Source organism: Spirosoma koreense (assembly GCF_054777875.1).
This window is the reverse complement of the sequence record NZ_BAAHAC010000022.1, coordinates 2,406,670-2,431,752: the sequence shown is the minus strand read 5'-3', so window position 1 is coordinate 2,431,752 and position 25,083 is coordinate 2,406,670. Positions and strand designations below refer to the sequence as shown.

General features: G+C 52.4%; 19 protein-coding genes. 4 read left to right on the top strand and 15 right to left on the bottom strand.

Annotation, left to right across the window (positions count from 1 at the left end; genetic code table 11):
• Positions 1 to 48: 48 nt before the first annotated feature.
• The 6 genes from ACYVC2_RS23580 to ACYVC2_RS23555 all read right to left on the bottom strand — a co-directional run bounded on the left by ACYVC2_RS23580 (position 49) and on the right by ACYVC2_RS23555 (position 10,668).
• Positions 49 to 2,250 carry an outer membrane protein assembly factor BamB family protein gene (locus tag ACYVC2_RS23580; protein WP_461106370.1) on the bottom strand — a complete coding sequence of 734 codons (2,202 nt, stop codon included), beginning with the start codon at positions 2,248 to 2,250 and terminating at the stop codon, positions 49 to 51.
• An 82-nt stretch (positions 2,251 to 2,332) separates the two neighbouring features.
• The gene (locus ACYVC2_RS23575; protein WP_461106368.1) at positions 2,333 to 4,063 is read right to left on the bottom strand and encodes a RagB/SusD family nutrient uptake outer membrane protein; all 1,731 of its coding nucleotides are present in this window, start codon (positions 4,061 to 4,063) and stop codon (positions 2,333 to 2,335) included.
• Between the two features lie 41 nt (positions 4,064 to 4,104).
• Positions 4,105 to 7,563, bottom strand: a complete 3,459-nt coding sequence (locus ACYVC2_RS23570; protein WP_461106366.1) for a SusC/RagA family TonB-linked outer membrane protein — start codon at positions 7,561 to 7,563, stop codon at positions 4,105 to 4,107.
• 184 nt (positions 7,564 to 7,747) lie between these two features.
• Positions 7,748 to 8,869 carry a FecR domain-containing protein gene (locus tag ACYVC2_RS23565; protein ID WP_461106364.1) on the bottom strand — a complete coding sequence of 374 codons (1,122 nt, stop codon included), beginning with the start codon at positions 8,867 to 8,869 and terminating at the stop codon, positions 7,748 to 7,750.
• A 108-nt stretch (positions 8,870 to 8,977) separates the two neighbouring features.
• A complete protein-coding gene (locus ACYVC2_RS23560; protein ID WP_461106362.1) occupies positions 8,978 to 9,577 on the bottom strand; it encodes an RNA polymerase sigma factor in 600 nt (199 codons plus the stop codon).
• 194 nt (positions 9,578 to 9,771) lie between these two features.
• On the bottom strand, positions 9,772 to 10,668 hold the full coding sequence (locus ACYVC2_RS23555) for an SDR family oxidoreductase (protein ID WP_461106360.1): 897 nt from the start codon (positions 10,666 to 10,668) through the stop codon (positions 9,772 to 9,774).
• A gap of 359 nt (positions 10,669 to 11,027) precedes the next feature.
• Here ACYVC2_RS23555 and ACYVC2_RS23550 point away from each other — a divergent pair, with 359 nt between their 5' ends.
• A complete protein-coding gene (locus ACYVC2_RS23550) occupies positions 11,028 to 12,125 on the top strand; it encodes an acyltransferase family protein (RefSeq protein WP_461106358.1) in 1,098 nt (365 codons plus the stop codon).
• Here the strand turns inward: ACYVC2_RS23550 and ACYVC2_RS23545 are convergent.
• From ACYVC2_RS23545 to ACYVC2_RS23530, 4 genes are all read right to left on the bottom strand, one after another.
• Complete coding sequence (locus ACYVC2_RS23545; protein WP_461106356.1) at positions 12,102 to 13,019, bottom strand: helix-turn-helix domain-containing protein; 918 nt, start codon at positions 13,017 to 13,019, stop codon at positions 12,102 to 12,104. The genes ACYVC2_RS23550 and ACYVC2_RS23545 overlap by 24 nt on opposite strands.
• A gap of 87 nt (positions 13,020 to 13,106) precedes the next feature.
• Positions 13,107 to 13,874 carry an SDR family NAD(P)-dependent oxidoreductase gene (locus tag ACYVC2_RS23540; RefSeq protein ID WP_461106354.1) on the bottom strand — a complete coding sequence of 256 codons (768 nt, stop codon included), beginning with the start codon at positions 13,872 to 13,874 and terminating at the stop codon, positions 13,107 to 13,109.
• A gap of 243 nt (positions 13,875 to 14,117) precedes the next feature.
• Complete coding sequence (locus ACYVC2_RS23535) at positions 14,118 to 14,621, bottom strand: anthrone oxygenase family protein (protein ID WP_461106352.1); 504 nt, start codon at positions 14,619 to 14,621, stop codon at positions 14,118 to 14,120.
• A gap of 62 nt (positions 14,622 to 14,683) precedes the next feature.
• On the bottom strand, positions 14,684 to 15,127 hold the full coding sequence (locus ACYVC2_RS23530; protein ID WP_461106350.1) for a hypothetical protein: 444 nt from the start codon (positions 15,125 to 15,127) through the stop codon (positions 14,684 to 14,686).
• A gap of 580 nt (positions 15,128 to 15,707) precedes the next feature.
• Between ACYVC2_RS23530 and ACYVC2_RS23525 the strand changes: the two genes are divergently transcribed.
• Entirely contained in the window at positions 15,708 to 16,844 is a 1,137-nt protein-coding gene (locus ACYVC2_RS23525; RefSeq protein ID WP_461106348.1) for an exo-alpha-sialidase, read from the top strand.
• Positions 16,845 to 17,218: 374 nt separating this feature from the next.
• Here the strand turns inward: ACYVC2_RS23525 and ACYVC2_RS23520 are convergent, their stop codons facing one another.
• Together ACYVC2_RS23520 and ACYVC2_RS23515 are read right to left on the bottom strand one after the other, a co-directional pair.
• Positions 17,219 to 17,641 carry a hypothetical protein gene (locus tag ACYVC2_RS23520; protein ID WP_461106346.1) on the bottom strand — a complete coding sequence of 141 codons (423 nt, stop codon included), beginning with the start codon at positions 17,639 to 17,641 and terminating at the stop codon, positions 17,219 to 17,221.
• Between the two features lie 327 nt (positions 17,642 to 17,968).
• Positions 17,969 to 18,301, bottom strand: a complete 333-nt coding sequence (locus ACYVC2_RS23515) for a hypothetical protein (protein WP_461106344.1) — start codon at positions 18,299 to 18,301, stop codon at positions 17,969 to 17,971.
• 486 nt (positions 18,302 to 18,787) lie between these two features.
• Between ACYVC2_RS23515 and ACYVC2_RS23510 the strand changes: the two genes are divergently transcribed.
• Complete coding sequence (locus tag ACYVC2_RS23510) at positions 18,788 to 20,692, top strand: hypothetical protein (RefSeq protein WP_461106342.1); 1,905 nt, start codon at positions 18,788 to 18,790, stop codon at positions 20,690 to 20,692.
• A gap of 107 nt (positions 20,693 to 20,799) precedes the next feature.
• Here ACYVC2_RS23510 and dnaJ read toward each other — a convergent pair whose 3' ends face one another.
• Positions 20,800 to 21,963: a molecular chaperone DnaJ gene (gene dnaJ, locus ACYVC2_RS23505; RefSeq protein ID WP_461106340.1), complete on the bottom strand. Its 1,164-nt coding sequence runs from the start codon at positions 21,961 to 21,963 to the stop codon at positions 20,800 to 20,802.
• 92 nt (positions 21,964 to 22,055) lie between these two features.
• Positions 22,056 to 22,646: a nucleotide exchange factor GrpE gene (locus tag ACYVC2_RS23500; protein WP_461106338.1), complete on the bottom strand. Its 591-nt coding sequence runs from the start codon at positions 22,644 to 22,646 to the stop codon at positions 22,056 to 22,058.
• A gap of 175 nt (positions 22,647 to 22,821) precedes the next feature.
• Here ACYVC2_RS23500 and queG point away from each other — a divergent pair, with 175 nt between their 5' ends.
• The gene (gene queG / locus ACYVC2_RS23495; RefSeq protein ID WP_461106336.1) at positions 22,822 to 23,778 is read left to right on the top strand and encodes a tRNA epoxyqueuosine(34) reductase QueG; all 957 of its coding nucleotides are present in this window, start codon (positions 22,822 to 22,824) and stop codon (positions 23,776 to 23,778) included.
• Here the strand turns inward: queG and kynU are convergent, their stop codons facing one another.
• Positions 23,779 to 25,062, bottom strand: a complete 1,284-nt coding sequence (gene kynU, locus ACYVC2_RS23490; RefSeq protein ID WP_461106334.1) for a kynureninase — start codon at positions 25,060 to 25,062, stop codon at positions 23,779 to 23,781.
• Positions 25,063 to 25,083: the final 21 nt, after the last annotated feature.

The following is a 25,083-nucleotide window of genomic DNA, read 5'->3' as shown; positions in this document are numbered from 1 at the left end:
GGGTCATATACAGCTAGCCAACATAACGCTGCTAATTGATTGTTGCGGTCAGGGCAGGGCAAAGGCAATGTAGGAGCCGCCCGGTTTGTGCCCGTTTTTGACACCACCAGCCGCAATCACGACATATTGTTTGCCGTCGACCTGGTAAGTAATGGGCGTGGCGAAACCACCGGCCGGAAGCTGGTACTCCCAGACAACCTTCCCGGTTTTCCGGTCGAATGCCCGGATTCGCTCGTCGTAAGTGGCGGCTATAAACACCAAGCCACCCGCCGTCACGATCGGACCGCCATAATTTTCCGTGCCCGTGATGGGCATTCCTTTTTTGGTCAGCTCCGGAAATTCGCCGAGCGGCACCTTCCACAGATACTCGCCGGTGTTCAGATCGATAGCATTCAGCGTTCCCCAGGGCGGCTTCACAGCGGGATAGCCGTCCGGATCGAAAAAGCGGGTCCAGCCATTGTTGATGTAAGGCGGTATGTACGGAAAGTCCGATTTCTTAGCGGTAGCCGTGGGCGCTGCGGCACTGTGCGGATCGCCGGTTTCACTCGGTTTGGTTTCGGTGTTGAGCAAAAACCGAACGAGGGTACTTCGGTCCTGCTCGGAAATATGCTCGAAGGAAGGCATTCGGCCCCGGCCGGTTCGCAGAATAGCCTGAATTTCCTGGCCCGATAACCGACTGCCCACATTGACCAGGCTCGGGTACGCATCGCCACTCCCCTTTCGGTCCAGGCCATGACAGGCCGCACAGTTCGTCTGGTACAGGATTTTTCCCTTCGACGCGATTTCGGCGTTGCGGGCCGCGACATCCGCCATTTTCAGATCCCAGACCATTTCGTTGGAATTCTGGTACAGAATCCCGTCCGGGTCAGCGGCATTGCCCCCCCACTCGGCCCCGCCCCCGATGCCAAAAAACAGGGTTCCTTCTAGGCTCGGTGGCATAAACTTATTGCCGGAGCGGGTTTTCTGAAAGCGTTCTTTCACAAACGCATGGGCTTCGGGCGTCCGGTCGGTAATATCCGCTTCGGTGAATTCCTGCCGGGCAAACGGCGCGGGTTTCAGGGGAACGCGTTGTTTGGGCCAGGGCTGTTCGCCCGGAAGCCCGGAAGTCGGAACGGCCCGCTCCTCGACCGGGAAAAGCGATTCGCCGGTATCACGGTTCAGGACGTAAACCAGGCCATCTTTTGTCGACTGAGCCACGGCGTCGACCTTGCGACCCTTGTGGGTTACCGTAACCAGGTTCGGCTGACAGGGCAGGTCGCGGTCCCACAGGTCGTGGTGAACGGTCTGGTAATACCACTTCAGCGTACCGGTTTCGGCGTTCAGGGCGAGGATACAATCGGAGTACAGGTTCTGCCCGGCCCGGCTTCCTCCATAAAAATCGACAGCGGGCGAACCCGTTCCCAGATACACCATTTTACGTTTTTCATCGAGCACCAGCCCCGCCCAGTTGTTGGCTCCGCCAATTTTTTTGTAGGCATCTTTGGGCCAGGTTTCGTAGCCCGCTTCGCCCGGTTGCGGAATGGTATGGAACGTCCAGCGTATTTTCCCCGTGTGCAGGTCGTAGGCCCGAACGTGACCGGGTGCTGCATCGCCATATTCAGAAACGGTTGCCCCTAAGATCAGCAGGTCTTTGTAAATAACCCCCGGACTGGTGGCCGACACCGACAGCTTCGTGATGTCCAGATCGGCATGGTCGAGCAGCCCCACGCGCAGGTCCACTTCACCCTGTTTGCCGAACGAAGCGACCGGTTCACCCGTAAGGGCATTGACGGCGTAGAGCGTCGGTCCCGCCGTATACAGGATGCGCTTGTCCGATCCATCTTCCCAGTACAGAACCCCGCGGTTCTGGCTGAAGCGGGGCGCTTTATCCTTAAACGGATCGAAGACCCAGCGTTGCTGGCCCGAATTCGCCTGCAGGGCAAACAACTTCAGCTTTGGCGTTGTGCCGTAGAGAATCCCGTTTACGACGATCGGCTGACACTGGATCTCGGGCTGGCGATTGCTTTTTCCGTCGACTTCAGCCGCATCGTAGGTCCAGGCGACTTTGAGATTTTTAACGTTTCCGAGGTTGATCTGATTCAGAGCTGAATAACGATTTCCGGCTTTGTTGCCGCCGTAACTGGTCCAGTCTGTATTTCCCGGCGAATCGTCGCCCGACGGATTATCGGTAATTGGCTGTCGAACCGGATAAATGGCCGTAAGCAGTAAGCCCAGCACGCCAATCGATCCGAGTTTTAGCAAATGCATCATGGTCACTGGTTGAAAAGAATAAGCTTCGTGCCGGGTTCAACCGTTCCTGCGGGAACGGTTGAACCCGGCACCATCGTACGGTTTAATACCCCGGATTTTGTTTCATGCTGACGTTCGAGGTAAGCTCATTGATCGGAATAGGCTGGGCGTAGTCCGTAGCATCCCACTGAATGGCCCCGCCCCGAACCCGCTGGTAATAAGCAGCTTCCTTATCGCCGATCTTCCACCGACACACGTCGAACCACCAGTGGCCCTCGCCGAACATCTCCGCCCATCGTTCATATTTGAGCGGGTCGTTTTTCAGTACGTTATCGGGTGCGCTGGTCTGGTCCGTCAGGGTTTTGTAATCGACCGGAGAAGCCGAATTGACCGCATAGCCGTAGGCTCGTCGCCGGACTTTATTGACGTATTCGAGCGCCGTCGCATTGTCACCCGAATGGGTCAGGGTTTCGGCGTAGAGCAGGTATATGTCGGCCAGACGAAGCCATAGGATGTTGTCGCCGTTGGCCATGTTGACTTCGCCTTCGGCCCCGTTCAGGTAAATGTATTTCCGGAAACTCCAGGCTTCCATATCGATCTCCGAAATGTCCAGGTAGTGCGAAATAGCCTTTTTGGACCCACTCACGACCATCGAATCGACGTACGGCTGCAGACAGGCGACCCACAGACGAGGATCGACCGTTTTGGCCGTCCGGGCAGCAACTGAGCGGGTTATGTACGATTTATCGACATTGGCGACGTTAGCTGCGGCCGTTCCGGTCGGGAAGTAGTGGCCCAGGTTGAACCCGAAGCGGGCAATATTTTTGGCGTGCGGAAACACGTTCGACCAGGCCGATGCCGCCTGAGCGCCGTTGGGACCCACGTACGTCGGGGCAATGACCATACCGATGCTGGTACCCATCGAGCGGTCGTCGGTGCCCCGATACGTCATGTCAATGTTCAGGTTTAGCTCGATCAGCGATTCGGAGTTGAATTCGTTCTGGCCATTGAACATGTTTTTGTAGGTATCGAACGGCACGAGCGACTTCCCGCTGTTGGTCACCACGTCGCTCAGGTAAGTTTTCGCGTTTGTCCAGTCCTGCGTGTATACGAACACCTTACCCAGAAAGGCTTTTACGCCCCACTCGCCAATCTTGTATTTGTCGGTGGCACCCGTCCAGCTTTTTCCTTTGAGCAGGGTTTCGGCCGATTTCAGATCCGACGTGATGAAATCCCAGCATTGCTTAACGGTCGACCGGGCCACCTGCGTTTCGGGCAGGCTGGTCGAGGTTTTCGTGATCAGCGGGACGCCCATTTTATCCCCGCCCTGCCCATCGACGATGAAGCTTTCTCCCCACAAGGTGGTGAGGTAGAAATAATACCAGGCCCGCAGGTATAGAGTTTGTCCTTTGATCAGGTTGGCCGATGCCGCATCGGCGGCATTCGCTTTGGGAATAAAGGTTTCGAGGCTGGCGAGCAGGGTATTGCAGCGCTGAACGCCCCGCCACAGATCCTGCCAGGTACCCTGCAAAAAGCTGTCGTTGGGTTGCGAATTGTTCTGGGCCAGCTGAATCCAGGTGGTGGTGCCCTGCCAGCTTAAGTCGGTGGTATGATCCCACAGGTAGGTGTTTTTGGCCAGCATGTTATGCCCATACAGGCTGGGTGCGTGCTGGGTGGCATAGACGCCGAGCAGCAACTGCTCCAGATCGGCAACGGTAGCCGGGTAGCTGGCGGTAGAAATCGCCGTCGGGTTGTCGACATTCACGAAACTCTCTTTGCAGGATAGCGTACCCAGTACGAAAGCGAAGAGGATGAGTTTGACTAGTATTTTCATGAGGAAATATCGGTTGATAGCACTGAACCAGTGATGAATAATCAGAAAGTCACGTCGATGCCCGCCGACACCAGCGAGGTACGCGGATAGGAATAAATCGTATCGACGCCCCGGGCGGTGGTCCCATTCCGACCCAGCACTTCGGGGTCGAGCCCGGAGTATTTCGTGAACGTGAGCAGATTCTGCCCCTGCACGTACACCCGTAGCCCCGACATTTTCCACTGTTTCATCAGCGAGGCCGGGAGGGTGTAGCCGATCTGAACGTTCCGCAGTTTGAGGAAAGCTCCACTCTCGACGGCATAGTCGGAAATGCGGGTGTAATTGGCGTTGGGGTCGCGGACGTAATTGCCGGACGCATCCGTATAGCCGACGCGCGGCAGGCTGGTGAGCCCATTGCCATTGAAGAACGACGTGTTGAAAATGTTATGGGTGGTGTTATAATCGCCTACGAAAATGGGTGTGTAGTATTTGGTACCATTGAACACATCGACCCCGGTAATTCCCTGGAACAGCGCCGAAAAATCCAGTCCTTTCCAGGCCAGGTTCAGGGTGATCCCGTAGGTCATTTTCGGCCACGGATTCCCGATGAAGGTTTTATCCGCCGTGGTGATGCGCCCGTCGCCGTTCGTGTCCACAAACTTCAGGTCGCCCGCACCCGTAGCGGCAGCCTGGTAATACACCCCGGTCGTAGCACCACCGGTAGCGGCAGCGGCTTCCTGGGCTTTCTGGTTCAGGGCCGCTACTTCGGCGTCGCTCTGGAAAATACCGGCTGTTTTATATCCATAAAACTGACCCAGCGGTTGCCCCACCTGCGTGCGCGACACCGTGCTTTCCAGGTAATCGCCGGCCGCCCCGTCGTTGATGGGGTTGTTGTTCACGCCATCGAGTTTTTTCACCAGGTTGCTGTTGAAAGCCGCATTGGCTGTAATGCCGTACGTAAAAGCGCCTTTTTTGCCCCGGTAATCGACGGCCAGTTCCAGGCCTTTGTTACTCATCTGCCCGACGTTGGTATAAACGACCGTGGGCGAGGTAGTGCTGAAACCGGCCGAAAGCGCAACCGGAACCTGATAAATCATCCCGTTCGTCTGCCGGCTGTACCAGTCGACTGTGATGTTGAGGCTATTGCTCAGCAACCCAACGTCCAGGCCGATATCGGTCTGGTTGACCGACTCCCACTTGATGTCCTGATTGGCCAGTTGCGCCGTCAGGGCGTAACCTTTCGAGCGCGAGCCATCCGGGAGACCCATGCTGTTGGTGCCGCCATTACCCGCGTACGAGGCCTGATACGTATACTGAGGAATATTGCTGGTACTTCCCAATATGCCGTAACTGGCTCTCAGCTTGAGGTTGGTGACGTAGCTCAGATTGTCCCGCACAAACGCTTCTTCGCTCAGTTTCCAGCCCACCGACGCCGATGGAAACACCCCAAACTTGTTGGCCGGTCCGAACCGGTCCGACCCGTCCCGACGAACCGTAGCCGTCAGCAGGTACTTATTGGCATAGGTGTAGTTGATCCGGCCAAACTGCGACAGTAAGCGGGTTTGCGGAAACTCGCCCCCGCTGGCTACGTAGCTGCTGGGGTTGCTGGTTAGCCCCAGGTTGTAGGTCACATAAGGGAAACTTTGTGCTTCGGCATGCAGGCTGCTCAGGTCCGACTTATAGGCTTCGTACCCGGCCAGTGCCTTCAGTTCGTGTTCGCCGAACGCTTTGGTATAGGTCAGCACGAAGTTGGCGGTCAGGTTCCGCTGGTTATTGATATCGCGGCTCAGGAACGCATTGCGATTGGCCACCGTACCGTAATCGTACGCTTCTGTAAACTTGTAATTTTTTACGTTGATGATCGAAGCCCCGAAGGTAGAGCGAAGATTGAGGCCGGGAATGATTTCCCAGTCGGCATACAGGTTCCCTTCCAGCGCATAGGTCTCGTTCAGCATGTGGTTCTGGTACTCCTGCCCTACGAGGTTCGGTCCGGTGAAGAACGTGCCGGTTTTGGCCCAGCCGCCGTACGAGTTCGTTGGATCGTAGATCGGGACAACCGGGGCCGAGCGGAATGGAAACGTCGTGGTTACGGTCGGGTTGTTGCCGGTTTTCCAGGCGTAGAGCGTTTCGCCGACTTTCAGTTTTTTATTGATCTTAAAATCCGCATTCGACCGCAGGCCGTAGCGATCGAACCAGTTATCGATCATCGTTCCGCCTTCGCGCTGGTAGTTGGCCGACAGGTAATAATTCGTTTTGGCCGTAGCCCCCGACAGCGAGAGCGAGTAGCTCTGGTCGGAACCGTTGGTGTACAAGTCTTTCACCCAGTCGTTGTCGGGCAGCGAAGCCGGGTCACCCCAGCCGCCAGTACTGACGCCAAATGCCTTCTTGGCCGTGATGTAGTCGGCCGTGTTCAGCATTTTGTACAGGTTCAGCGGTTGCCGAACGCCGTAGTAAGCGTTGAAATTGACCTTCATTTTATCCAGGCTGGTGCCGCGTTTGGTCGTCACCAGAACGACACCCCCGGCCGCCTGTGCCCCGTAAATAGCAGCCGCACTGGCATCTTTCAGAATTTCGATCGATTCAACATCCTGCAGGTTGAAGTTATTGCCGGTTCCCATCCGGATACCGTCCACGATGTACAGCGGAGACATACCGCCAATGGAACCGACACCCCGGATCACGATGTCCGAACTGCTGCCCGGTGCTCCGTCGTTGCGCGTAACCTGAACCCCGGCGGCCCGGCCCTGTAGCGCTTCGTTCACGCTTCGTACCGGCAGGCTCCGGATTTCCTCGGATTTGACGGAGGAAATCGACCCGGTCAGATCCGACCGTTTCTGCGTACCGTAGCCCGTCACGACTACTTCGCTAAGGTTCTTGGTATCGACTGCCAGATTGACGTTGATGGTCGTCAGATTCCCGACCGAGGCTTCCTGCGATATATACCCGACAAAGCTGAACACCAGTACTTCGTCGCCGGTGAGCAGCGTCATTCGGAACGACCCGTTGGCGTCTGTGGTAGTGCCCCGGTTGGTGCCTTTCACAACGATGCTCACGCCGGGAAGCCGGTTGCCACCTTCATCCGAGACGGTACCGCTTATAGACCGGTCGATGGCTGCGGCCTCGGTCGTGAAGGACATCTCCTCCGGGGCTTTAGCGATCGGTTCGCTGTTCAGAATAATTTGCCGGCCTTTCAGGCGGAACGATACATCCAGGGGTTTTAGCAGCTCACTCAATACGTCGCCCAGGCGCTGGTCGGAGGCATGAATGGAAACGCGGTTCCGTAACTGCATCAGGGCCGATCGGTACGCGAAATGGACATCGGCCTGGCGACTCAGTTGATTCAGCACCGTTTTGATGGTCAGGTTATCCGCCCGAAGCGTAATCCGCTGATCCATGACTTGCTGAGCTTCTACCGGGCTGGCCGACGCCATGCCGGCCACCATAGCCGCGAGTAGTAACTGATAGACAGTAAATTTCATAAGGCTGCGCAACAGGCTAAGCGGTTGTCGAAGTTCTTTCATACTTTTACTTGTTTTTTGGCTATTTGACTTTAGAAATGGACAAAGAACCCCCTGCCTCATCCTGGATGAGGGTTACGAACAAGGGTGCAGGTTGAGCCAGTGATGCCGGAATCATCACTGGCTTCTTTGTATGCGACTGGGTTACTGGGTCATAGGCAATTGGCTATAGATTAGGAATTTATACTTATTTACATCCTTTGCTGGTAATGACAATCTGCCCGTCCAGTACCTCATACGAAGCGCCGATGGTCTGACAGATTACGTCGAGCCGCTCCAGCAGACTTTCGTTCGAGAAGGTGAAGTTGATCAGGCAGGCCGACAGGTCGTCTTCGTTATAGATCAGCTTTACTCCGTAGGTTTTTTCGATCGTCGAGAAGACTTTGGCAACGGGCGTATCGTCGAAGACCTGTTCGTGGCTGACCGCGTCGGGAATGACAACTTTCGGTTTTTCCACCAGCGCTTTCTGTAGCCGATTGTCATCCAGATTGTAGGTCATCTGTTGATTCGGCGTCAGCACCACCCCTTCGATCCGGCGCAGGCCCGCCTGCTGGGCTTTTTCAAACTCCTGCTGGGCATACACCGACACGCGCCCGGTTTGTACAGTAACGGTAACGGTCTTTTCTTCCTCGAAAGCCCGCACCAGAAAACTGGTCCCCAACACTTTGGTGACGGTCTGGTTGGCATAAATCAGGAAAGGACTGGCTGGATTTTTTACGACGTTGAAGAAAGCTTCCCCTTTCAGATACACCGTTCGGTTGCCTTTGTCGAATCGTTTGGGATAGCTTAGCCGGCTCTGAGGGCGTAGCGTAACCAGACTACCATCGTTGAGTAAAACCGTAAGGGTCCGGGTACCAGTATTCACTTTCTCCTGCAGCGGAACCGGAGCAGCCTTCGTCAGTTGTCTGTATACATCCGCGTGCAGGCTGCTTTTGGGAATAACATGGCCGTACAGCCAAAGTCCGAGCCCGACGGTAACGGTGATGGCGGCAGCCGCTGCCCAGCGCCACTGGAACCTTGACTGAAGCGGAATGACGGGTGCTTCCATGCTGGCATCCCGGTGTTCGGCCGCCGATTCCATCAGCCGGTTCAGTTCATGATTGAACCGCTCCGGGGTCGCATCGTCCTGGTAATGATCGTTCAGCGCCCGCACCAGCTCCTGCGCCTGCCTGACGACCGGCATCCGGTCGGGGTTTTGCGCCAGCCAATGGTCCCAAAAGGCAGACGCCTGCGCAGACGTTCCATTCGTCCACTGACGAAACGACTCATCAGACAGGAATTCTTCAACGGTATACGTCTTGTAGTTCATGGCGGAACAAAACAGCACGACGGCTTTTACCCTATAGTGCTGTTGTTGGCGGTGCCATACTCAAAAAAATGTAAAAAAAATTTCGCCGAGAATACAATTTAATTCTGACTAGGATTTCGACAGGACGAAAACCAGTAGGCTCAGGAGCAGGTCGGGCGACCAGTTACTCCGCAGTTCTTTGACGGTACGATGCAGCAGATTGGCCACGCTTTGCCGCTCCATACCCATGATCTGCGCTATTTCGTGGTTGTCCAGATTCTGATAGAAGCGAAGGTAAAGCACTTCCTGCTGGCGTTTGGTGAGTCCGGCCAATAGCTGATGGAGCAGGCGGGTTTGTCCGGCATGTAGCTCACTATCGATAATTTCTTCTTCCGTCGAAACGGTAAACGGCATTTGATACGACTCCGACTCGTCGAGATGAACGGGCTGCGGCTGGCTTCTGGTTTTCAGCAGTTTGTAGCGGAGTGCTTTGAGCAGGTAGGTTTTGACGAAGACCGCGTTACCGACCGAAGCGCGGTGGTCCCACAATTCGAGAAACAGATCCTGGATGGTATCCCAGACCAGTTCGGAGTCCGTTGTCAACCGCAGCCCATAGTTGTAGAGGCTGGGATAGTGTTCCCTGGCCAGTTCGCCCAAAGCCCGCTCGTCGCCGGCTTTGAAGCGTTGCCAAAGTTCCTGATGAGCCAGTTGTCCCGAATTCGCTGACATAAAACCTTCTCGAAGAATGCCTATGCAGACTAAAGACGCTGACTGGTTTAATATATTGGTTTATCGCCAGATTTCTTTTGTCGAACTGCCGGGTGATGCAGGCTTTTCTTACAGGATGTTTCGCTTTTACAAAAAGAGTCGGCTACCCGGTTTAACCCAGGCAGCCGACCCGAAAATGAACGCGACAAATTTCGTTAGATGGAGGGGGTACCACCCGTTACCTGCACGGTACTACCGGTCATGTAGCTCGAATCATCCGAAGCCAGCAGTACATAGGCCGGCGCCAGTTCGGCGGGCTGACCGGCCCGTTTCAGCGGCACATCCTGCCCAAAGTTTTTTATTTTTTCCGGCGACATGGTCGACGGAATCAGGGGCGTCCAGATCGGTCCCGGTGCGACACAGTTGACCCGGATTCCTTTTTCGGCCCATACCTGCGCCAGATTGGCCGTAAAATTCTGGATGGCGGCTTTGGTCGCTGCATAATCCAGCAGCGTCGGGCTTGGTTTATAGGCGTTGATCGATGTGGTGTTGACGACCGTACTGCCCGGCTTAAGGTGTTTTTCAGCGGCCCGGCACAGGTAAAACATCGAGAAAATATTCGTTCGGAACGTGCGGTCCAGCTGTTCGTTGGTGATCTCCTGCAGCGACTCCTGCGCCATCTGATAAGCGGCATTGTTCACCAGAATATCCAGTCCGCCCAGTTCGTCGACCGCCCGCTGAACGAGTTGCTGACAGTGCGCATCGTCACGAATGTCGCCCGGTACCAGCACCGCCTTCCGGCCCGCTTCTTCGACGTAGCGGGCGGTTTCGCGCGCGTCGTCGTCTTCGTCCAGATACGCAATCAGGACGTCGGCCCCTTCGCGGGCGAAGGCAATCGCGACTGCCCGGCCGATCCCGGAATCGCCCCCCGTAATCAGGGCTTTCCGACCCGTTAGTTTTCCGGAGCCTTTGTAAGAGGTTTCGCCATGATCCGCCTGGGGTTGCAGTTCAGATTCGCTACCCGGTGGTTCCTGCCGCTGATCGGGCTGGGGCGGCTGAGGATACTTCGTCTGTGGGTCCTGAGTGGAAGGCGTTGTTTGTTGGGATGTCATACGTTGTTCGGTAAATGTTCGACGGCTCATGCCTGAGATGTTAACCGATTCTAAGCGGCCTTGAGGGCGCAAAATTTCTCTAAATAAGGAAGCGGTCCTCCCCGGCGGGAAGGCTTCCTGACCTCCTTGGCCTGTTCATTCGACTTTCTCAGCCGCCGGCTCACGAGAATCGGACTTTTACCGTTGCGTAGCCACGTGACAAACCGTTTGTGAGGGCGCCGGACGATGTTCCTGCGCAAAGCGATGGACCCCGCACAGCTCTGCGCAACCCGAAAATCCTGTACTTTTGTGCCGGGAGCTGCGCCCCGATCCATGAGCGATGTTACTCTGCTTGGCTCCCGCTTGCTTTTACCTCCTCTATGGCCAGTAAAAACCCGACTACGCTTGATCATCCTTCGCAACCACTCAGCACCCGACCGCATTTTACCGGTCTCGATGGGCTCCGGGGTATTGCTGCGCTGGCGGTGGTGCTCTTTCATTTTATGGAATGGATCTACACCGATCCGAGTCAGAACTTCATCGGCCATGGCTTCCTGGCAGTCGACTTTTTTTTCTGCCTGTCGGGCTTTGTGATCGGCTATGCCTACGACGACCGAATCGGCAGCATGGGCCGGACATCGTTCCTGCTGGCCAGGCTGATTCGGCTGCATCCGCTGGTGATTTTTGGCTCGTTGCTGGGCTTCGTTGCGTTTTGGCTGGACCCTTTCGTGTCGTACGCCAGCGCCTACCGCCCGGGCCAGCTGGCGTGGTTGCTGGTGGGCTCGCTGCTGCTGATTCCACTGCCGCTCATGAAAGAGCGGGGCTTTAACCTGTTTGGTTTCAACGCGCCCTCCTGGTCGCTGTTCTGGGAATACATCGCCAATGTGGCGTATGCGTTTATTCTCTGCCGACTCAGCCGCCGTAGCTTGCTCGTCGTTACGGCGTTGGCGGCTGTAGGTATCGGCTGGGTCAGTTACCGAAGCGGGAATCTGCTGGGCGGCTGGAGCGGCCCTACCTTCTGGGATGGCGGGGTTCGGGTGGCGTACTCGTTTTCGGCGGGGCTGCTGATCTACCGTTCCCGCTGGATCATACCAAACAGGCTGAGCTTTCCGGGGCTGGCGATTCTGCTGGCACTGGCGTTCCTGATGCCTTATTTTAGCTGGAATTGGCTGGCCGAAGCGCTGGTGGTGCTGGTTTACTTTCCGCTACTGATTTGCCTGGGGGCTGGCTGCCGGCTGTCGGCGGGCATGAGCCGGCTGGCCGCATTTCTGGGTGCTTTATCGTACCCGCTCTACATGACGCATTACTGGGCGCTCTGGCTGTTTGGCAGTTACTACACCCAAACCAAGCCCGCAACGGGCGAACTGACGGTGGTGATCGTGGTGGGCATGGGCCTCCTGATCGGCCTGGCTTACGGGGTGATGGTAGTCTACGATACGCCCATCCGGCGATACTTAACCCGTAAACGAAAGGCCTGATTCATTCCGGTTTCTGAATTGCCGGGGCGACATACCGGTTTTGTTTTTGAATACCTTCGTAAAATGAGATGGGTGCTCGAAACCAAGATCGTAGGCAATTTCACTGATCGAATTTTCGGTGCTCCACAGCAAAGACTTCGCTTTATCCACTACCCTTAACTGAATGTGCTCGTGGGTCGATTTGCCGGTGTAGCGGCTCAACAGATCGGACAGGTAATTGGCGGACAGATTCAGCCGCGACGCAAAATACCCGACATCGGGGAGGCCCGCGTCAATCAGCGAGCGCTGGGCAAAATAATCGGTCAGAAGCCGGTCGAATTTCCCGACGATGTCGTGGTTCACGGTAGCTCTGGTCAGAAACTGCCGATCGTAAAACCGGGCGCAGTACGACAGCAACAGCTCGAGGTTGGTCAGAATGAGGGTATACGAGTGCTGATCCAGGTTCGTCGAAATTTCCCGCTGGATATTCTGCAGACAGGCATCGAGCACCGTTTTTTCCGCTTCGGAGATGTGCAGTGCTTCGTTGGCGTCGTAGCCGAAAAACGAATAGTCGGTCAACCGGGTCCCTTTTGGGTTTGCCCCAAAAAAATCGGGATGAATGTAAATTCCCCAGCCTTCCACCCTGTTTTCGAGCCCCGGCGACAGGATCTGATACGGTGCGGTAAACATCAGGGTTCCTTCCCGAAAATCGTAGGTTGTCCGGCCGTATTTAAACGACCCTTCCACCTGCTTACAGGCAATGGTGTACAGGTTCATCCGGTAGGCCACGTCTGGCTTCCGGTGCGACCGGTCGACCTTCGCCAGATCGACAACCGACAGCAGGGGATGAAGCGGTTTGTCATAATGAAAAAAATCGTGCAGTTCAGCAATTGAGTCGATATCGACAAATTCCATGACGCGGTCGTTTCTACAGGGTTAATGGCAAAAGTAGTCAAGTCGGCACTAAATAGGGCCGGTGCAGAACCGGCCCTGCCTAATCGATCAGATATATATCCCCCCTCCTACTTCGATGCGCTGCGCATTGACGTAGCGACTGTCGTCCGATAGCAGTGACGCCACAAAAACGCCGACGTCCTCGGCTTCGCCCAGCCGCCCAAGCGCCGTCATACCGGCAATTTGCTGCCGGTGGCTCTCGTCGCCCTTGCCACCCCCGAAGTCGGTATCGATTGCCCCCGGCGCTACCGTGTTGACCCGAATTTTCCGACCGGCATATTCCTTCGCCAGATACCGGGTCAGTGCTTCGAGGGCTGCTTTGAGCGCACCGTAGACAGCCACGCCGGGAAAGGCGAATCGGGCAAGTCCGGACGAGATGTTGATGATCTGCCCACCATCGACGATCAGCGGCAGTAGCTGCTGCGTCAGAAAAAAGACCCCTTTGAAATTGACGTCGACGAGTTGGTCAAAAATCGCTTCCGTAGTGTCCTGAATAGCCGTTCGCTGCCCAATGCCAGCATTGTTGACCAGATAGTCGAAGGTATCCCGGTTCCATTCCTGCTTCAGGACCTGTAAAACCTGCTCCCTGAAATCGGGAAACGATGCGATTCTGGCCGAGTCCAGCGGTAGGGCCACCGCTTTGCCCCCATTCCGATTAATTTCAGCCGCTACGGCTTCCCCTTCCTCCGGATGGGTGTTGTAGGTCAGGATTACGCCCAAACCCCGCTTGGCGGCATTCAGGGCTATACTCCGACCGATTCCCCGGCTACCGCCCGTAACCAGAAGGATTTTTGTGTTTTGATATTCTGTGTTCATAACCTGGTTGGTTTATGACACAAAGTTCGTCGCTGCCCTTGCCAAGCACTTGATCATTACAGGGCAGAACTTATACATTTCACGGATACATGTAGTGCTGACCGTCCCGGTCGGGTGTGCTGCCGTTACATCTCACCCGACCGGGACGGCCGGTATTACAGTCAACTAGCCCGCCAGAATCGCCTGAAGTATCTCGTCAGGCAATTGATTGAGTTTAGCGGAAGGCTGGCCAATTCACCACGATCACCGATCGGTTGCCGGGCTCAGGCAGGCCGCGATCACCAGCATACTGGTCAGTATGGATGCCAGCGTCCGGATGGTATGCAGTTTGTTCCAGGGACCTTCAAACGCCGTCCGGTGAGTAGCCAGTTCCGGCACTGAAGCCGTCTCCAGATCGACCGCATCCAGCGCTTCATTTAGCGGAACGTTGCCAAATACCGTTACCCCAAACACACCTGTTACATACAGCACGCTGGCGCCGAGCAGTAGCCAGACGCGCACCGGCATTGGTTGGCTGTATTGCAGCCAGGCACTTAGCGGCAGCAAAACGAGCGCACCCACGAAACTCAGGAAGAAAACCGGGTTCAGAATCGCCCGATTGATCGACTGCATGGCAGACAGGTACATCAGATCGGGAAGCCGGTTCAGGCCGGGATTTACCGAGCAGAGATACCCGTAGAAGAGCCCCGCGATAAGCGTTGTAGTCAGGGCCGCAGCGGCCAATACGATAGTCTGAAGAGTTGGCATACATTTGAAGGCTTGGTGCGTGAAGATAGGTTTGTTTCAGATAGGGACTTACTCAGAACCCCTTACCGAATCCGGTCGTTAACGGTGTCGATCAGCGACTGAAAGTCCCGCTGCCAGTCCGACCGCTGCTGCCAGTAAACGAGTGGAGCCAACCAGCGGCTGCTATCGGGGGCCACGTTGTTGATCTGATAACTTAACATCGTTCCCTGCTCCGACTCGCTCAACCTGTAAATCCCCTGGTACCACCAGCCACCCTGCAGCCAGAATACATGATGTTCTCGATCGAGAAAGAAATAGGACTCGCCAACCTGCGGATCCACACCATGATCATTCCGGACATATTTCTCGATCCCACGAAAGGTCTCGCTGAGTCGGTATTCGGTCAGATCGAAAATCGGTTTATGACGACCTGACGACGAAGGGCTCACTAAAATCGGCTCCACAATGGCAAGCTGAGCCTCAATGTACGTTTGGCATCGCCAGACAGGCGCATTAAAATTGACCATGAGCGGCAGACAGGTTAACAACGCGTAAGACCAATGAACGGAACAAGCCATGCCCTGGGCCAAATCAGTTGGCTGAGCCTCTGTTCGAGTGGGCAAACCAGGACTGTTGCTGATCTGATAGCACAAATCAATTATCAAAGCCAGCCGATGACCAGCGCAATCCGACGAAGTCCGGCTTTTTCCGAGTGAACTACCGGCTTATCGGCGTGAACCGAAGTATCGGATCTATACCTAACTGATTTACGCAAGGCGTTTATTATCAACAGTTTCCCGCAGAATCTATACAACTAATCTTTTCGGGAGCATCCTTTCTCACATATGTATACCGGATAATAAACTGAGGCAATTTCCTACATGTATATATAGTACAATGTATACATTCAACAAGATTATTCCGCAACTCTTCCTCTCTTAACTACCCGTACTAATGGACATCTCATCAAGGTACTATGGCACATTGAGCCGGCGAAGTGGCCTGACTATCAGCCACCTTTGGAAATTTCTCGTTTCGGTCTATCGCGTGGGAAAACTGATCGAACTAATTTCATTCTGTTACTGGGAAATTAAACATCAATGCCATTTGTACGCTAACCGGAGATATCTGCTGTTTACCCCAAATCAGCCTATCGTACTGGAACAGGTAGTTACCATCAACAAGTTAGCGCCGGTGGGCGACATTCAGTTCGAACCCCTCCACACCGATTGGCGCTATTGTATTGAAGACAACCATGGCACGTTGTGGGGATGCCTCTTTTCATCCCTGACCACGCTTTGCTGCGCAGAAAATTCTAATCTAAGACCCCGTCCGGTTTATGTATTTGCAGAACCCATCGATTCGCTGTTCATCAATCGCAGTGGATGTTTATTTGTTGCCAGCGGTGGAGTAATCTACAGAAGCTCAACGCAGGGAGCTTCTTTTGAAGCGGTTCTTCAATTATCGAGCCCGATCAGTCATTTTCTGTATAATAATGGGATGACTGAACTGCCCGATCAGGCGCTGTTACTCGGCGAATATGGCTCGGTTTGGGAAAATGACCACTGGCAGAATATGGCGTTTTTATATTACTCTATCGATGAAGGACTTAGCTGGACAAAAAACGATTTTTTACAGCGTAATGGAGTCAACAAACACATTCATGTCGTGCGTTACTCACAGCTCTTAAGAGCTACGCTTCTAACCGATGGCGACAACAAAAAGCAGCTGTGGGTCAACTCGACCACAACGCGTATGGCCGAACGGGCATCGAGAAAATCGGATGGCTGGCACTTAGTGAACCGCTTTCATTATCAGATGGGTGGGTACATTTCGGTTGCCGAAGCCGACGACATGATTCTGCTGGGAAGCGATTACCTGGGAGGCACTAACTTCCTGATCCGGACCCAGGATGGCAAACGGTTTGACCGAAAGGTACTGCCAGATCCCTACCGGCGAAGCCCCATTATGAACATGGTAAGCCGACTGACACCGACCGGCAAAGAGATTTGGGCCGTGACGTACAGCTGTTTAAGCAGTAAAAATAGATGTCTGCTAATGTACAGCCGGGACCAGGGAAAGAGCTGGTCGAAAGTCATTGACTTTGATGGTACTCGCAGCGAGGTTCGACTGGTCAATTCATCCGTGAATCCGTCGAGCCGCTTATACATTTCGATAACTCACTATACCGACCAGCCCGGCACCCAACATGCGCATCAGCTGTACGCAATAGAGAAATCCTAAGCAAACCCAACGGGTTGGCAAACGCAAAAAGGCCCCGAAAAGAGCTTTTTTGCGTTTATCTCACAAGTTCAAGGCTCAGTAAGAAAGTGATTGAATGACGAAGTATAGATATTACCAAGCGATTGAATTTCGTGGCGAACTTCTTTTTTATCGGTGTCGAGTAAGCCAATGTACTTTTTTCGCCAAGCCAGCAGATAGACCAGGCTTACGGACTTTACCTCTTCGGCTTATCTGAATTACCTAATGACAAGGATTGATGGCGAATGAAAGCGCTCAAGACAACAAACCTACCGCAGACCTTTACACGCTCATTTGGTTGGGCTGCAAACTTCCCTTCTGGGACGTGCGGCCTGTCAGCGGAAAGCTTACCTTGTCTATTTTAGGCGTTCTTTTTCATAATTCCATTTGATATTATCCGGTATTTTAGCCCAAACGTGTTCTGAAAGGCCAGCTTCAGATTTGTCAAAAATCTTTTCACCGTTCTGCCAAACTGTTACGTATTCCCAATACACCAAAAAGAAATCGCATTCTTGAATAAACTCCATCCAGCCATCGGCAACCAAATCATCATGCTCATCAAAAACCAAAATACCAGAGTAATTTTCTAAGTCGCCATCTAAGTAACTGCTATCATGCCCCTCAATACAACTGCCCGACCAGTCAAATTTTAGATTTAAACTTACCATTCCATAATTCGCTAAATCGGCTATCAATTGCTTCTCAACTAATGCCCTTAGTTGTGGACCCATTGGAGTAGAGAGACCCAAATCGATATAATTAGGTTTGGCTGTCTGCATATTTTTCTCTTGAGAGTGTAGCTTATTTTGCGAAACTGCCCTTGTCACTTTTAACTTAGGGGATTGGGTGGTTCCCGTGTCGACCAAGGCTCGACAAACGTATCCAAAGTTTACCTTTACGAGGTGTCCCCTGTCGCCCACAAACTAACCATTAAGTTATTGGCTGTTCTGTTACATCCACCCAACGACCATGAGGGCTGATGCATGAGGATGCTACGTGCCTGAACGAAACCACTCCTAACCTTTACACGCTCATTTGGTTGGGCGGCCCAGCTTCCTTTGGGACGTGCTGCCTGTCACAGGAAAGCTAGCCTTGAAAGTCAGAGATTAAGGCGCCCAAACAGTTGATTTAACTTGTTCAACCTTCCACTGCCGTTCCGAAATTCTAGCGGCTTGGCCTTCATACGTGATTGTACTGTCGTCGCCAATAATTGACAGCTCGAAGTGCAGTTTGGCTCGGTCTGGCGATGAATATGAAAAACTATACTCTTCATAACCTCCTATACGCTCCATCAAGGCTTTATCAGCTTTTGCTTGGTCAATCAACTCAAAGAGAAAAGAAGGAGTATAATAATCAAGTACTAACCGGACAACCTTCGTCACAATGACGAGACAAATAAAACCAATAAACAACGCCTTTAAAATTCGTTTTTTATTCATTTAATCTAATATACTTTGGTCGAAGTACAAGCGGTTAACCTATCGCACAGAATTTAGCATATGCACCTTCTAACTGGCTAACTCAGGCGTTCGACTTGTCAATCAAAGCCACCCAACGAGCCCAAAGTTCGCCTGTCGAGACGCGCTTGCTGTCTACCGGGGTCCACAAACACGCTTTTCTGTCTGGCGCACCCAACGACCATGAGGGTTGATGGTGGGCGAACAAGACTGAACCAACATCTGGACTTACACCTTTACACCCTCATTAGTTTGGACTGTTTTCCCTCAGGACGTGCTCCCTGTCCACGGAAAGAACCCCATACAGAGCGAATAACTAAACGTATACATCCAACTTAATCAGGAGCAGGTAAAATCTCAACGTTTTATTGCTTTTCTTATGTCATTTGCAAGCTGAGAATTTGTTTTGTTATCTATTATTAAAGCTTTTATAAGCTTATTTGCTTTTAAACGATGATATAGCCAATTATGAATAATGTAGAAGTCATAACAAATATTACTCTCACGGAAGATTCTAATACTCCGACTACAATTGCATGGTTGAATGAATACAAAGCCAATTGCATTAAAACTGTTAATTTCATTATTGATGATCTTGCAAAGTACGGAGAGCTAGATTCGTCAATTAAAAAAGTCATTATTACGGATAACTATGAGACGGCAGTACAGGAACAAGCAGACCTATGGAATGTAGGTAAATATTATCAAACAAAAGGTAGAGGTTATTTAGGTGTTGGACGGATTATCTATAATCAACAGGAGGTTCAACCAGAGCGCTACGTTTTTATTCCAAGCCACTTAGGTACCGAGCAAATTTTCCCAATTGTTCTTTATGGACTCATACTTGAAGTTTATTCAAATAATATCTTACCACGAGAGCTCCAATCTATTCGATTAACTGATCTTCCCTGGACTTTCCATAATCACATAGAAACTGCTTTGCCAAGCTGGATAAAAACGTATTGGACGCGTAGTAAAATCGCTGAGCGGTTCGATCATAACTTATTTGTATATCGGTTACCTGACGACTGTTTTGATGCTTTCAATCGTGATCTCAAACAATTACTTTTTGAGTATAACTGCTACTCAGGTGACGGAGAAGCAGATAACATAGAACGTATAAGCATTTTCTGGGACAAGTTATTTTTCTCAACTGAGTTTTTGATAACTGGTTTACTGGAAGCTGCTCCCTACTATACTGATAATTTATCGTTTAAAAACCTTGAAATAGCTCCTTATTTAAATGATATCGTTTTGTCAGTAAAAGATATTACTCAGGTTGTTTTGTCTAAGGAACATTACTCAATTGATACACTCAAGTCTTCTTTACATAAATTTTATAAGCAAATCGGTGTTAATATTATTGAACACTCTTCAGCCATTGAAATACTTCTTGTAAAAAATCCAAAGCGTTATACGAAAGGTGAAATTATAGATGTAGAACCGCGTTTCGTTTGTTTCATGGATATTTTAGGCTTTTCTGCAATGGTTGATGAATATGATGAAGATTCATCAACCAATATCCTTCAAAAACTACAAGCTGCCTTTAAGGAAGCTATGCAAGTATTAACTTCCCAGTTTCAGAACACGGAAGAATCAGAAATAGAATATCTGGAATACCGTGTCTTCTCAGATTGCATTTGTATCTCACTGCCTTATTTTGAAAATGAAGTTAATTACACAACCAATTTGATGCTATTACTAACCTACGTTCGGGGGCTTCAAATAGCTTTGATGACAAGGGGTGTATTTACACGTGGGGGAATAGCGGCTGGGCCATACTATATGGACGAAAATATTTTGTTTTCTAAAGCTATGATACGCGCATATATCATTGAAAGTAAAGAAGCTACTCATCCACGAATCGTACTTGATAAAGCTATACTCAAAAAATTGAATGAATACTCATCTTCATCTTTATACGTTCAGTCAGTTTTAACTTTGTTGATTAATGACGCAAACAGCGTTATATTCCTTAATCCTTTCAATTCAGTAAAGAATTCCATCGACCAGTTTAAACGCTCAATGGCTAGTGTAAAAACTTCACTGACCAATATCGGCAACGAAGATGATGAACTAACTAGATTGACGGGCAACTTTGCCCAAAATATAGTTGATTGGAGTTTATCACTTGTAGAAAATAGCTTGGATAATAATGCTGACGAAACTATTCATGAGCTTATACGAAAGGAGATTCAGCAGCAACGTTGCAAGCTAGAAATTAAAAAGAGTACAACAACTATTAGTTCTGATGCTTTTAAAATTTTAGAAAAGTCTCTATCTAAATATGACTGGCTAGAAAAATTTATGAACTGGGCAACAGCCACATCTTCGAATGATTCCGTTGAGTTTGAATATTATAAATTTGAGTAGAGCCGAAGAATACCCCCTGGATTCATAATCTCAAGTCTATAGCAAATAATACCGAAACAGCCTGGCTATAGCCAGGCTGTTTCGGTATTATTTGCTATGTGTGTCGTTCAACCGTGAAAGAAATCTTTCATTTTGTCGAAGAAACCTTTTTCATTTTTGTTCGGCTTGGGTTGGAAATTCGGGGAGTTCCGTAGCTTTTCGAGCATCGACCGCTCTTCCGCCGACAGCATTTTGGGTGTCCAGACGTTTACGTGCACCAGTTCATCGCCCCGACCGTAGCCGTTCAGTTCCTTGATCCCTTTGCCCTTCAGGCGCAGAATCTTACCGCTCTGCGTACCGGGCTCAAGCGTAATTCGGGCTTTCCCGTCGATCGTGGGCACTTCGACGTTCGTTCCGATGGCGGCATCGATGAAGCTGACATACAGATCGAAGACAACGTTGTTGCCATCGCGCTTGAGGTCGGCATCTTCTTCCTCCTCGACCACGATGAGCAGATCACCCGCTACGCCCCCGCGTGGCGGCACGTTACCCTTTCCGCCTACCGACAGTTGAATACCTTCGGCAACCCCGGCCGGAATCTTGATGGGAATCACATCTTCCTGCAACACCCGGCCTTCGCCAAAGCAGGCATCGCACCGATCGGTCACGATTTTGCCTTCGCCGTTACAGGTCGGGCAGGTGCTGGTCGATACCATCTGACCCAGCATCGTATTGACCACCTTGCGCGTCTGGCCCGTTCCCTGACAGGTCGAACAGGTCTGCACGGCGGTACCGTTTTTCGAACCGTTGCCCCCACAGGTATTGCAGGTTACGTGCCGCTTCACTTTAATCTTTTTCTCAACGCCGTTGGCAACCTCCTGCAGATTCAGCTTCAGCTTGATGCGCAGATCAGAACCCCGCCGTACGCGTTGACGGCCACCGCCCCCACCCTGAGCGCCCCGGAAGAAACTGCCAAACGGTGAATCGTCGCCAAAGACATCGCCAAACTGGCTGAAAATATCTTCCATCGTCGGCCCACCGGCTCCGTAGCCACCGGCCGCTCCGCTCATGCCGGCATGGCCAAACTGGTCGTAGCGCGCTTTTTTCTGTGGATCGTTCAGCACGTCGTATGCTTCGGCGGCTTCCTTGAATTTTTCTTCGGCGGTCGGATCGTCGGGGTTTTTATCGGGATGGTATTTGATGGCCATCTTGCGATAGGCTTTCTTCAAATCCTCCGATGAGACGTTCTTATCAACGCCTAATATTTCGTAATAATCGCGCTTCGTTGCCATGTTTTTTTAGTGAAGAATGAAGAGTGAAAAGTGAAGAATAGCTCTGTACGGCAGCTTATTCTTCACTTTTCACTCTTCATTCTTCACTCTTTTTAGCTTCCTACAATCACTTTTGCGAACCGAATGACTTTGTCATTCAGGTAATATCCTTTTTCGATTTCGTCGATGACTTTCCCTTTCAGGTCGTCGCTGGGTGCCGGAAACTGCGTTACCGATTCGTGCAGATCTGCATTGAACGGCTCCCCTTTCGACGTCATCGGCTTCAGGCCCTTGCTTTCCAGGGTCTTGAACAATTTGGTATAAATCAACGAAACGCCTTCTTTCACCGCGGCCACGTCGTTGGTATTCTCCATCGACTGAATGGCTCGCTCAAAATCGTCGACAACGGGAATCAGCGCCTGCAGCAAGCCTTCATTGGCATTGCCGATGAGGTCCAGCTTTTCCTTCGATGTGCGCCGACGGAAGTTCTCAAAATCAGCGTATAAACGGAGATATTTATCTTTCAGCTCGGCCAGTTCACTACCGATCTTGTTGGTCTCTGCCACAAAATCGTCGGCATTGGGCGTTTCTTCGGCCTCAGCAGGCTCACCGCCATTGACCGTTACGGCCTCTTCAGTTGTCAGGTTGTCAGGTTGTTGTGTAGGGTTGGACGCCTGTTCGTCCACAATGTCTTTATTTTCCATCTTTGAGCTTTTTGTTCGCTTCCAGAAATTCATACACAAAGGTCGGCAAAAGACCGGCCAAAACCGCGTTTTCTGCCAACTTGGCACAATTTTAGCCGCACGATCAAAGGCTTGTCAGGATTTATCCGTCCGGAAAATCTGTTGTCTTTCTGCCAGCCCCATTCACGGAGTACTCATGCACGCAGCCGCTCACCAGTATACGAAACAGATCAAAGCTAAAGCCACAGCGCTTGGGTTTGACTTTTGCGGGGTGGCCAAAGCCGATTTTCTGGAAGAAGAAGCGCCCCGGCTCGAAGCCTGGCTCAAGAACGGGATGCATGGGCAGATGAACTACATGGCCAATCATTTCGACAAGCGGCTCGATCCGCGCCTGCTCGTCGACGGGGCTAAGTCGGTCATTACGGTGCTGCTTAATTATTATCCGGAACAGCGACTGCCCGAAGGTGACGAGGATCTCAAGATATCCAAGTACGCCTACGGCACCGATTATCACTTTGTCATCAAAGACAAGCTGAAGGAACTGCTGGTGTTTATTCACGATGAAATCGGCGAAGTGGGTGGCCGGGCCTTTGTCGATTCAGCGCCGGTGATGGATAAAGCCTGGGCCAAACGGGCGGGGCTGGGCTGGGTCGGTAAACACACCAACCTGATCAACCGCGAGATTGGCTCGTTCTTCTTTATCGGCGAGCTGATTCTCGACCTCGAACTGGAACCCGACGGCCCGATCACCGATTACTGTGGCACCTGCACCCGCTGCATCGACGCCTGCCCGACCGACGCCATCGTCGGCCCTTACGTAGTCGACGGCAGCAAATGCATTTCTTACTTCACCATCGAACTGAAAGAAGCTATTCCCGAAGAGGTCAGCGGCCGGTTCGATAACTGGGTCTTCGGCTGCGATATCTGCCAGGATGTCTGCCCCTGGAATCGGTTCGCACGACCGCACCAAACCCCCGCCTTCGATCCGCATCCTGATCTGGCCGAATTTACCAGACAGGACTGGGAAGAGATTACGGAAGAGATTTTTCGCGAAATCTTTCGCCGGTCGGCGGTCAAGCGCACCAAGCTGGATGGGCTGAAGCGCAATATTGCCTTCGTAGCCGCAGCCAGCGAGCGGTTGAATGAGGACTAACTACGGGTGAAAGAAAGCCCGGCAAGCCTCGCCAACCCGCCAGACCTCCTCGAAGGTGTTGTAGAGCGGGGCGGGTGCCAGCCGAATACAATCGGGTTCGCGCCAGTCGCCGATGATGCCCTTCCCGGCCAAATAGGAGAAAAATGCTTTGCCCTGTTTACGCACCAGCAGCGACAACTGACTACCGCGCTGGGTCGGATCGTCGGGCGTCAGGATCTGAATGTCCGCAAAAGGAGTCAGCACATATTCCAGAAACCCCGTCAGTTGCTCGCTTTTGTGCCGGAGCGCCGGCATGCCCGCTTCGTGCGTGATCGCCAGCGCAGCCTGGTGAAGCGCCAGCGCCAGAATGTTGGGCGTACTGACCTGCCAGCCGTCGGCACCCGATTCGGGCAGAAAACCGGGCGTCATGTCGAACCGGTTAGCCTCCCGATACCCCCACCAGCCCGCCAGCCGGGGCAGATTCTGATCGTGGTGTTTCTGATGAACAAACACGCCGGAAACGGCTCCGGGTCCACCGTTGAGGTATTTGTACGAACACCAGGTCGCAAAATCGACGCCCCAGTCGTGCAGGCGCAGGGGCACATTCCCGATGGCATGCGCCAGATCGAACCCAATCGGAATGCAATGCCGTTGAGCCGTTTCGGCGATGGCAGCCAGGTTATACAGTTGCCCGGTATAATAATTCAGACCGCTCATCCAGACCAGAGCCAGCGAATCGGCGTGTTCGACAATGGCTTTCTGAATATCGGTGGTATGAATCAAGCCGGAAGACGATTCGTCATCGTCGGTACGTGGGGCAATTTCGATAATCGTCGTGGCGGGTTGATGCCCACGATGCCGTACGTGGGTTTCCAGGGCATATTGATCCGACGGAAAGTCGCCTTTGATCGTCAGGATTTTGAACTTTTTTTCCGTAGGCTGGTAGAACGACGCCAGCAACAGGTGCAGATTAACGGTCAGCGCGTTCATCGGGCACACTTCCGACGCGTCGGCACCGACAATGTGCGCCAGAGCCTCCTTGCAGGCCTGGTGGTAGCTCAGCCACGGGTATTCGGCTTCGGCCGCTGTCTCGAACCAGCCCTCGACACCCCGATTCTGCCAGGTCGTCAGCTCCCGGTCCAGTGCCTGGCGAGCCGTTTTGGGTTGCAACCCCAGCGAGTTGCCACACAGATAGATAAGCGGGTCACCGTCAGGCTGCGGTATGTGGAATCGGTCGCGGAACGACCGGAGCGGATCGGCCTGGTCGAGTTGCTGGGCAAAAGCGAGGGAGTTTTCGTAGGTCATTGGGCAATCAGAGCTGCGGTG

Excerpts from the sequence above, each read along its gene's own strand:
- ACYVC2_RS23550 (WP_461106358.1), top strand. The coding sequence starts at position 11,028 with ATGGCCAGTAAAAACCCGACTACGCTTGATCATCCTTCGCAACCACTC.
- ACYVC2_RS23530 (WP_461106350.1), bottom strand. The coding sequence starts at position 15,127 with ATGGTCAATTTTAATGCGCCTGTCTGGCGATGCCAAACGTACATTGAG.
- ACYVC2_RS23510 (WP_461106342.1), top strand. The coding sequence starts at position 18,788 with ATGAATAATGTAGAAGTCATAACAAATATTACTCTCACGGAAGATTCT.
- ACYVC2_RS23565 (WP_461106364.1), bottom strand. The coding sequence starts at position 8,869 with ATGAACTACAAGACGTATACCGTTGAAGAATTCCTGTCTGATGAGTCG.
- ACYVC2_RS23555 (WP_461106360.1), bottom strand. The coding sequence starts at position 10,668 with ATGACATCCCAACAAACAACGCCTTCCACTCAGGACCCACAGACGAAG.
- ACYVC2_RS23570 (WP_461106366.1), bottom strand. The coding sequence starts at position 7,563 with ATGAAAGAACTTCGACAACCGCTTAGCCTGTTGCGCAGCCTTATGAAA.
- ACYVC2_RS23535 (WP_461106352.1), bottom strand. The coding sequence starts at position 14,621 with ATGCCAACTCTTCAGACTATCGTATTGGCCGCTGCGGCCCTGACTACA.
- kynU (WP_461106334.1), bottom strand. The coding sequence starts at position 25,062 with ATGACCTACGAAAACTCCCTCGCTTTTGCCCAGCAACTCGACCAGGCC.
- ACYVC2_RS23540 (WP_461106354.1), bottom strand. The coding sequence starts at position 13,874 with ATGAACACAGAATATCAAAACACAAAAATCCTTCTGGTTACGGGCGGT.
- dnaJ (WP_461106340.1), bottom strand. The coding sequence starts at position 21,963 with ATGGCAACGAAGCGCGATTATTACGAAATATTAGGCGTTGATAAGAAC.
- ACYVC2_RS23520 (WP_461106346.1), bottom strand. The coding sequence starts at position 17,641 with ATGCAGACAGCCAAACCTAATTATATCGATTTGGGTCTCTCTACTCCA.
- queG (WP_461106336.1), top strand. The coding sequence starts at position 22,822 with ATGCACGCAGCCGCTCACCAGTATACGAAACAGATCAAAGCTAAAGCC.
- ACYVC2_RS23580 (WP_461106370.1), bottom strand. The coding sequence starts at position 2,250 with ATGATGCATTTGCTAAAACTCGGATCGATTGGCGTGCTGGGCTTACTG.
- ACYVC2_RS23575 (WP_461106368.1), bottom strand. The coding sequence starts at position 4,063 with ATGAAAATACTAGTCAAACTCATCCTCTTCGCTTTCGTACTGGGTACG.
- ACYVC2_RS23560 (WP_461106362.1), bottom strand. The coding sequence starts at position 9,577 with ATGTCAGCGAATTCGGGACAACTGGCTCATCAGGAACTTTGGCAACGC.
- ACYVC2_RS23515 (WP_461106344.1), bottom strand. The coding sequence starts at position 18,301 with ATGAATAAAAAACGAATTTTAAAGGCGTTGTTTATTGGTTTTATTTGT.
- ACYVC2_RS23500 (WP_461106338.1), bottom strand. The coding sequence starts at position 22,646 with ATGGAAAATAAAGACATTGTGGACGAACAGGCGTCCAACCCTACACAA.
- ACYVC2_RS23545 (WP_461106356.1), bottom strand. The coding sequence starts at position 13,019 with ATGGAATTTGTCGATATCGACTCAATTGCTGAACTGCACGATTTTTTT.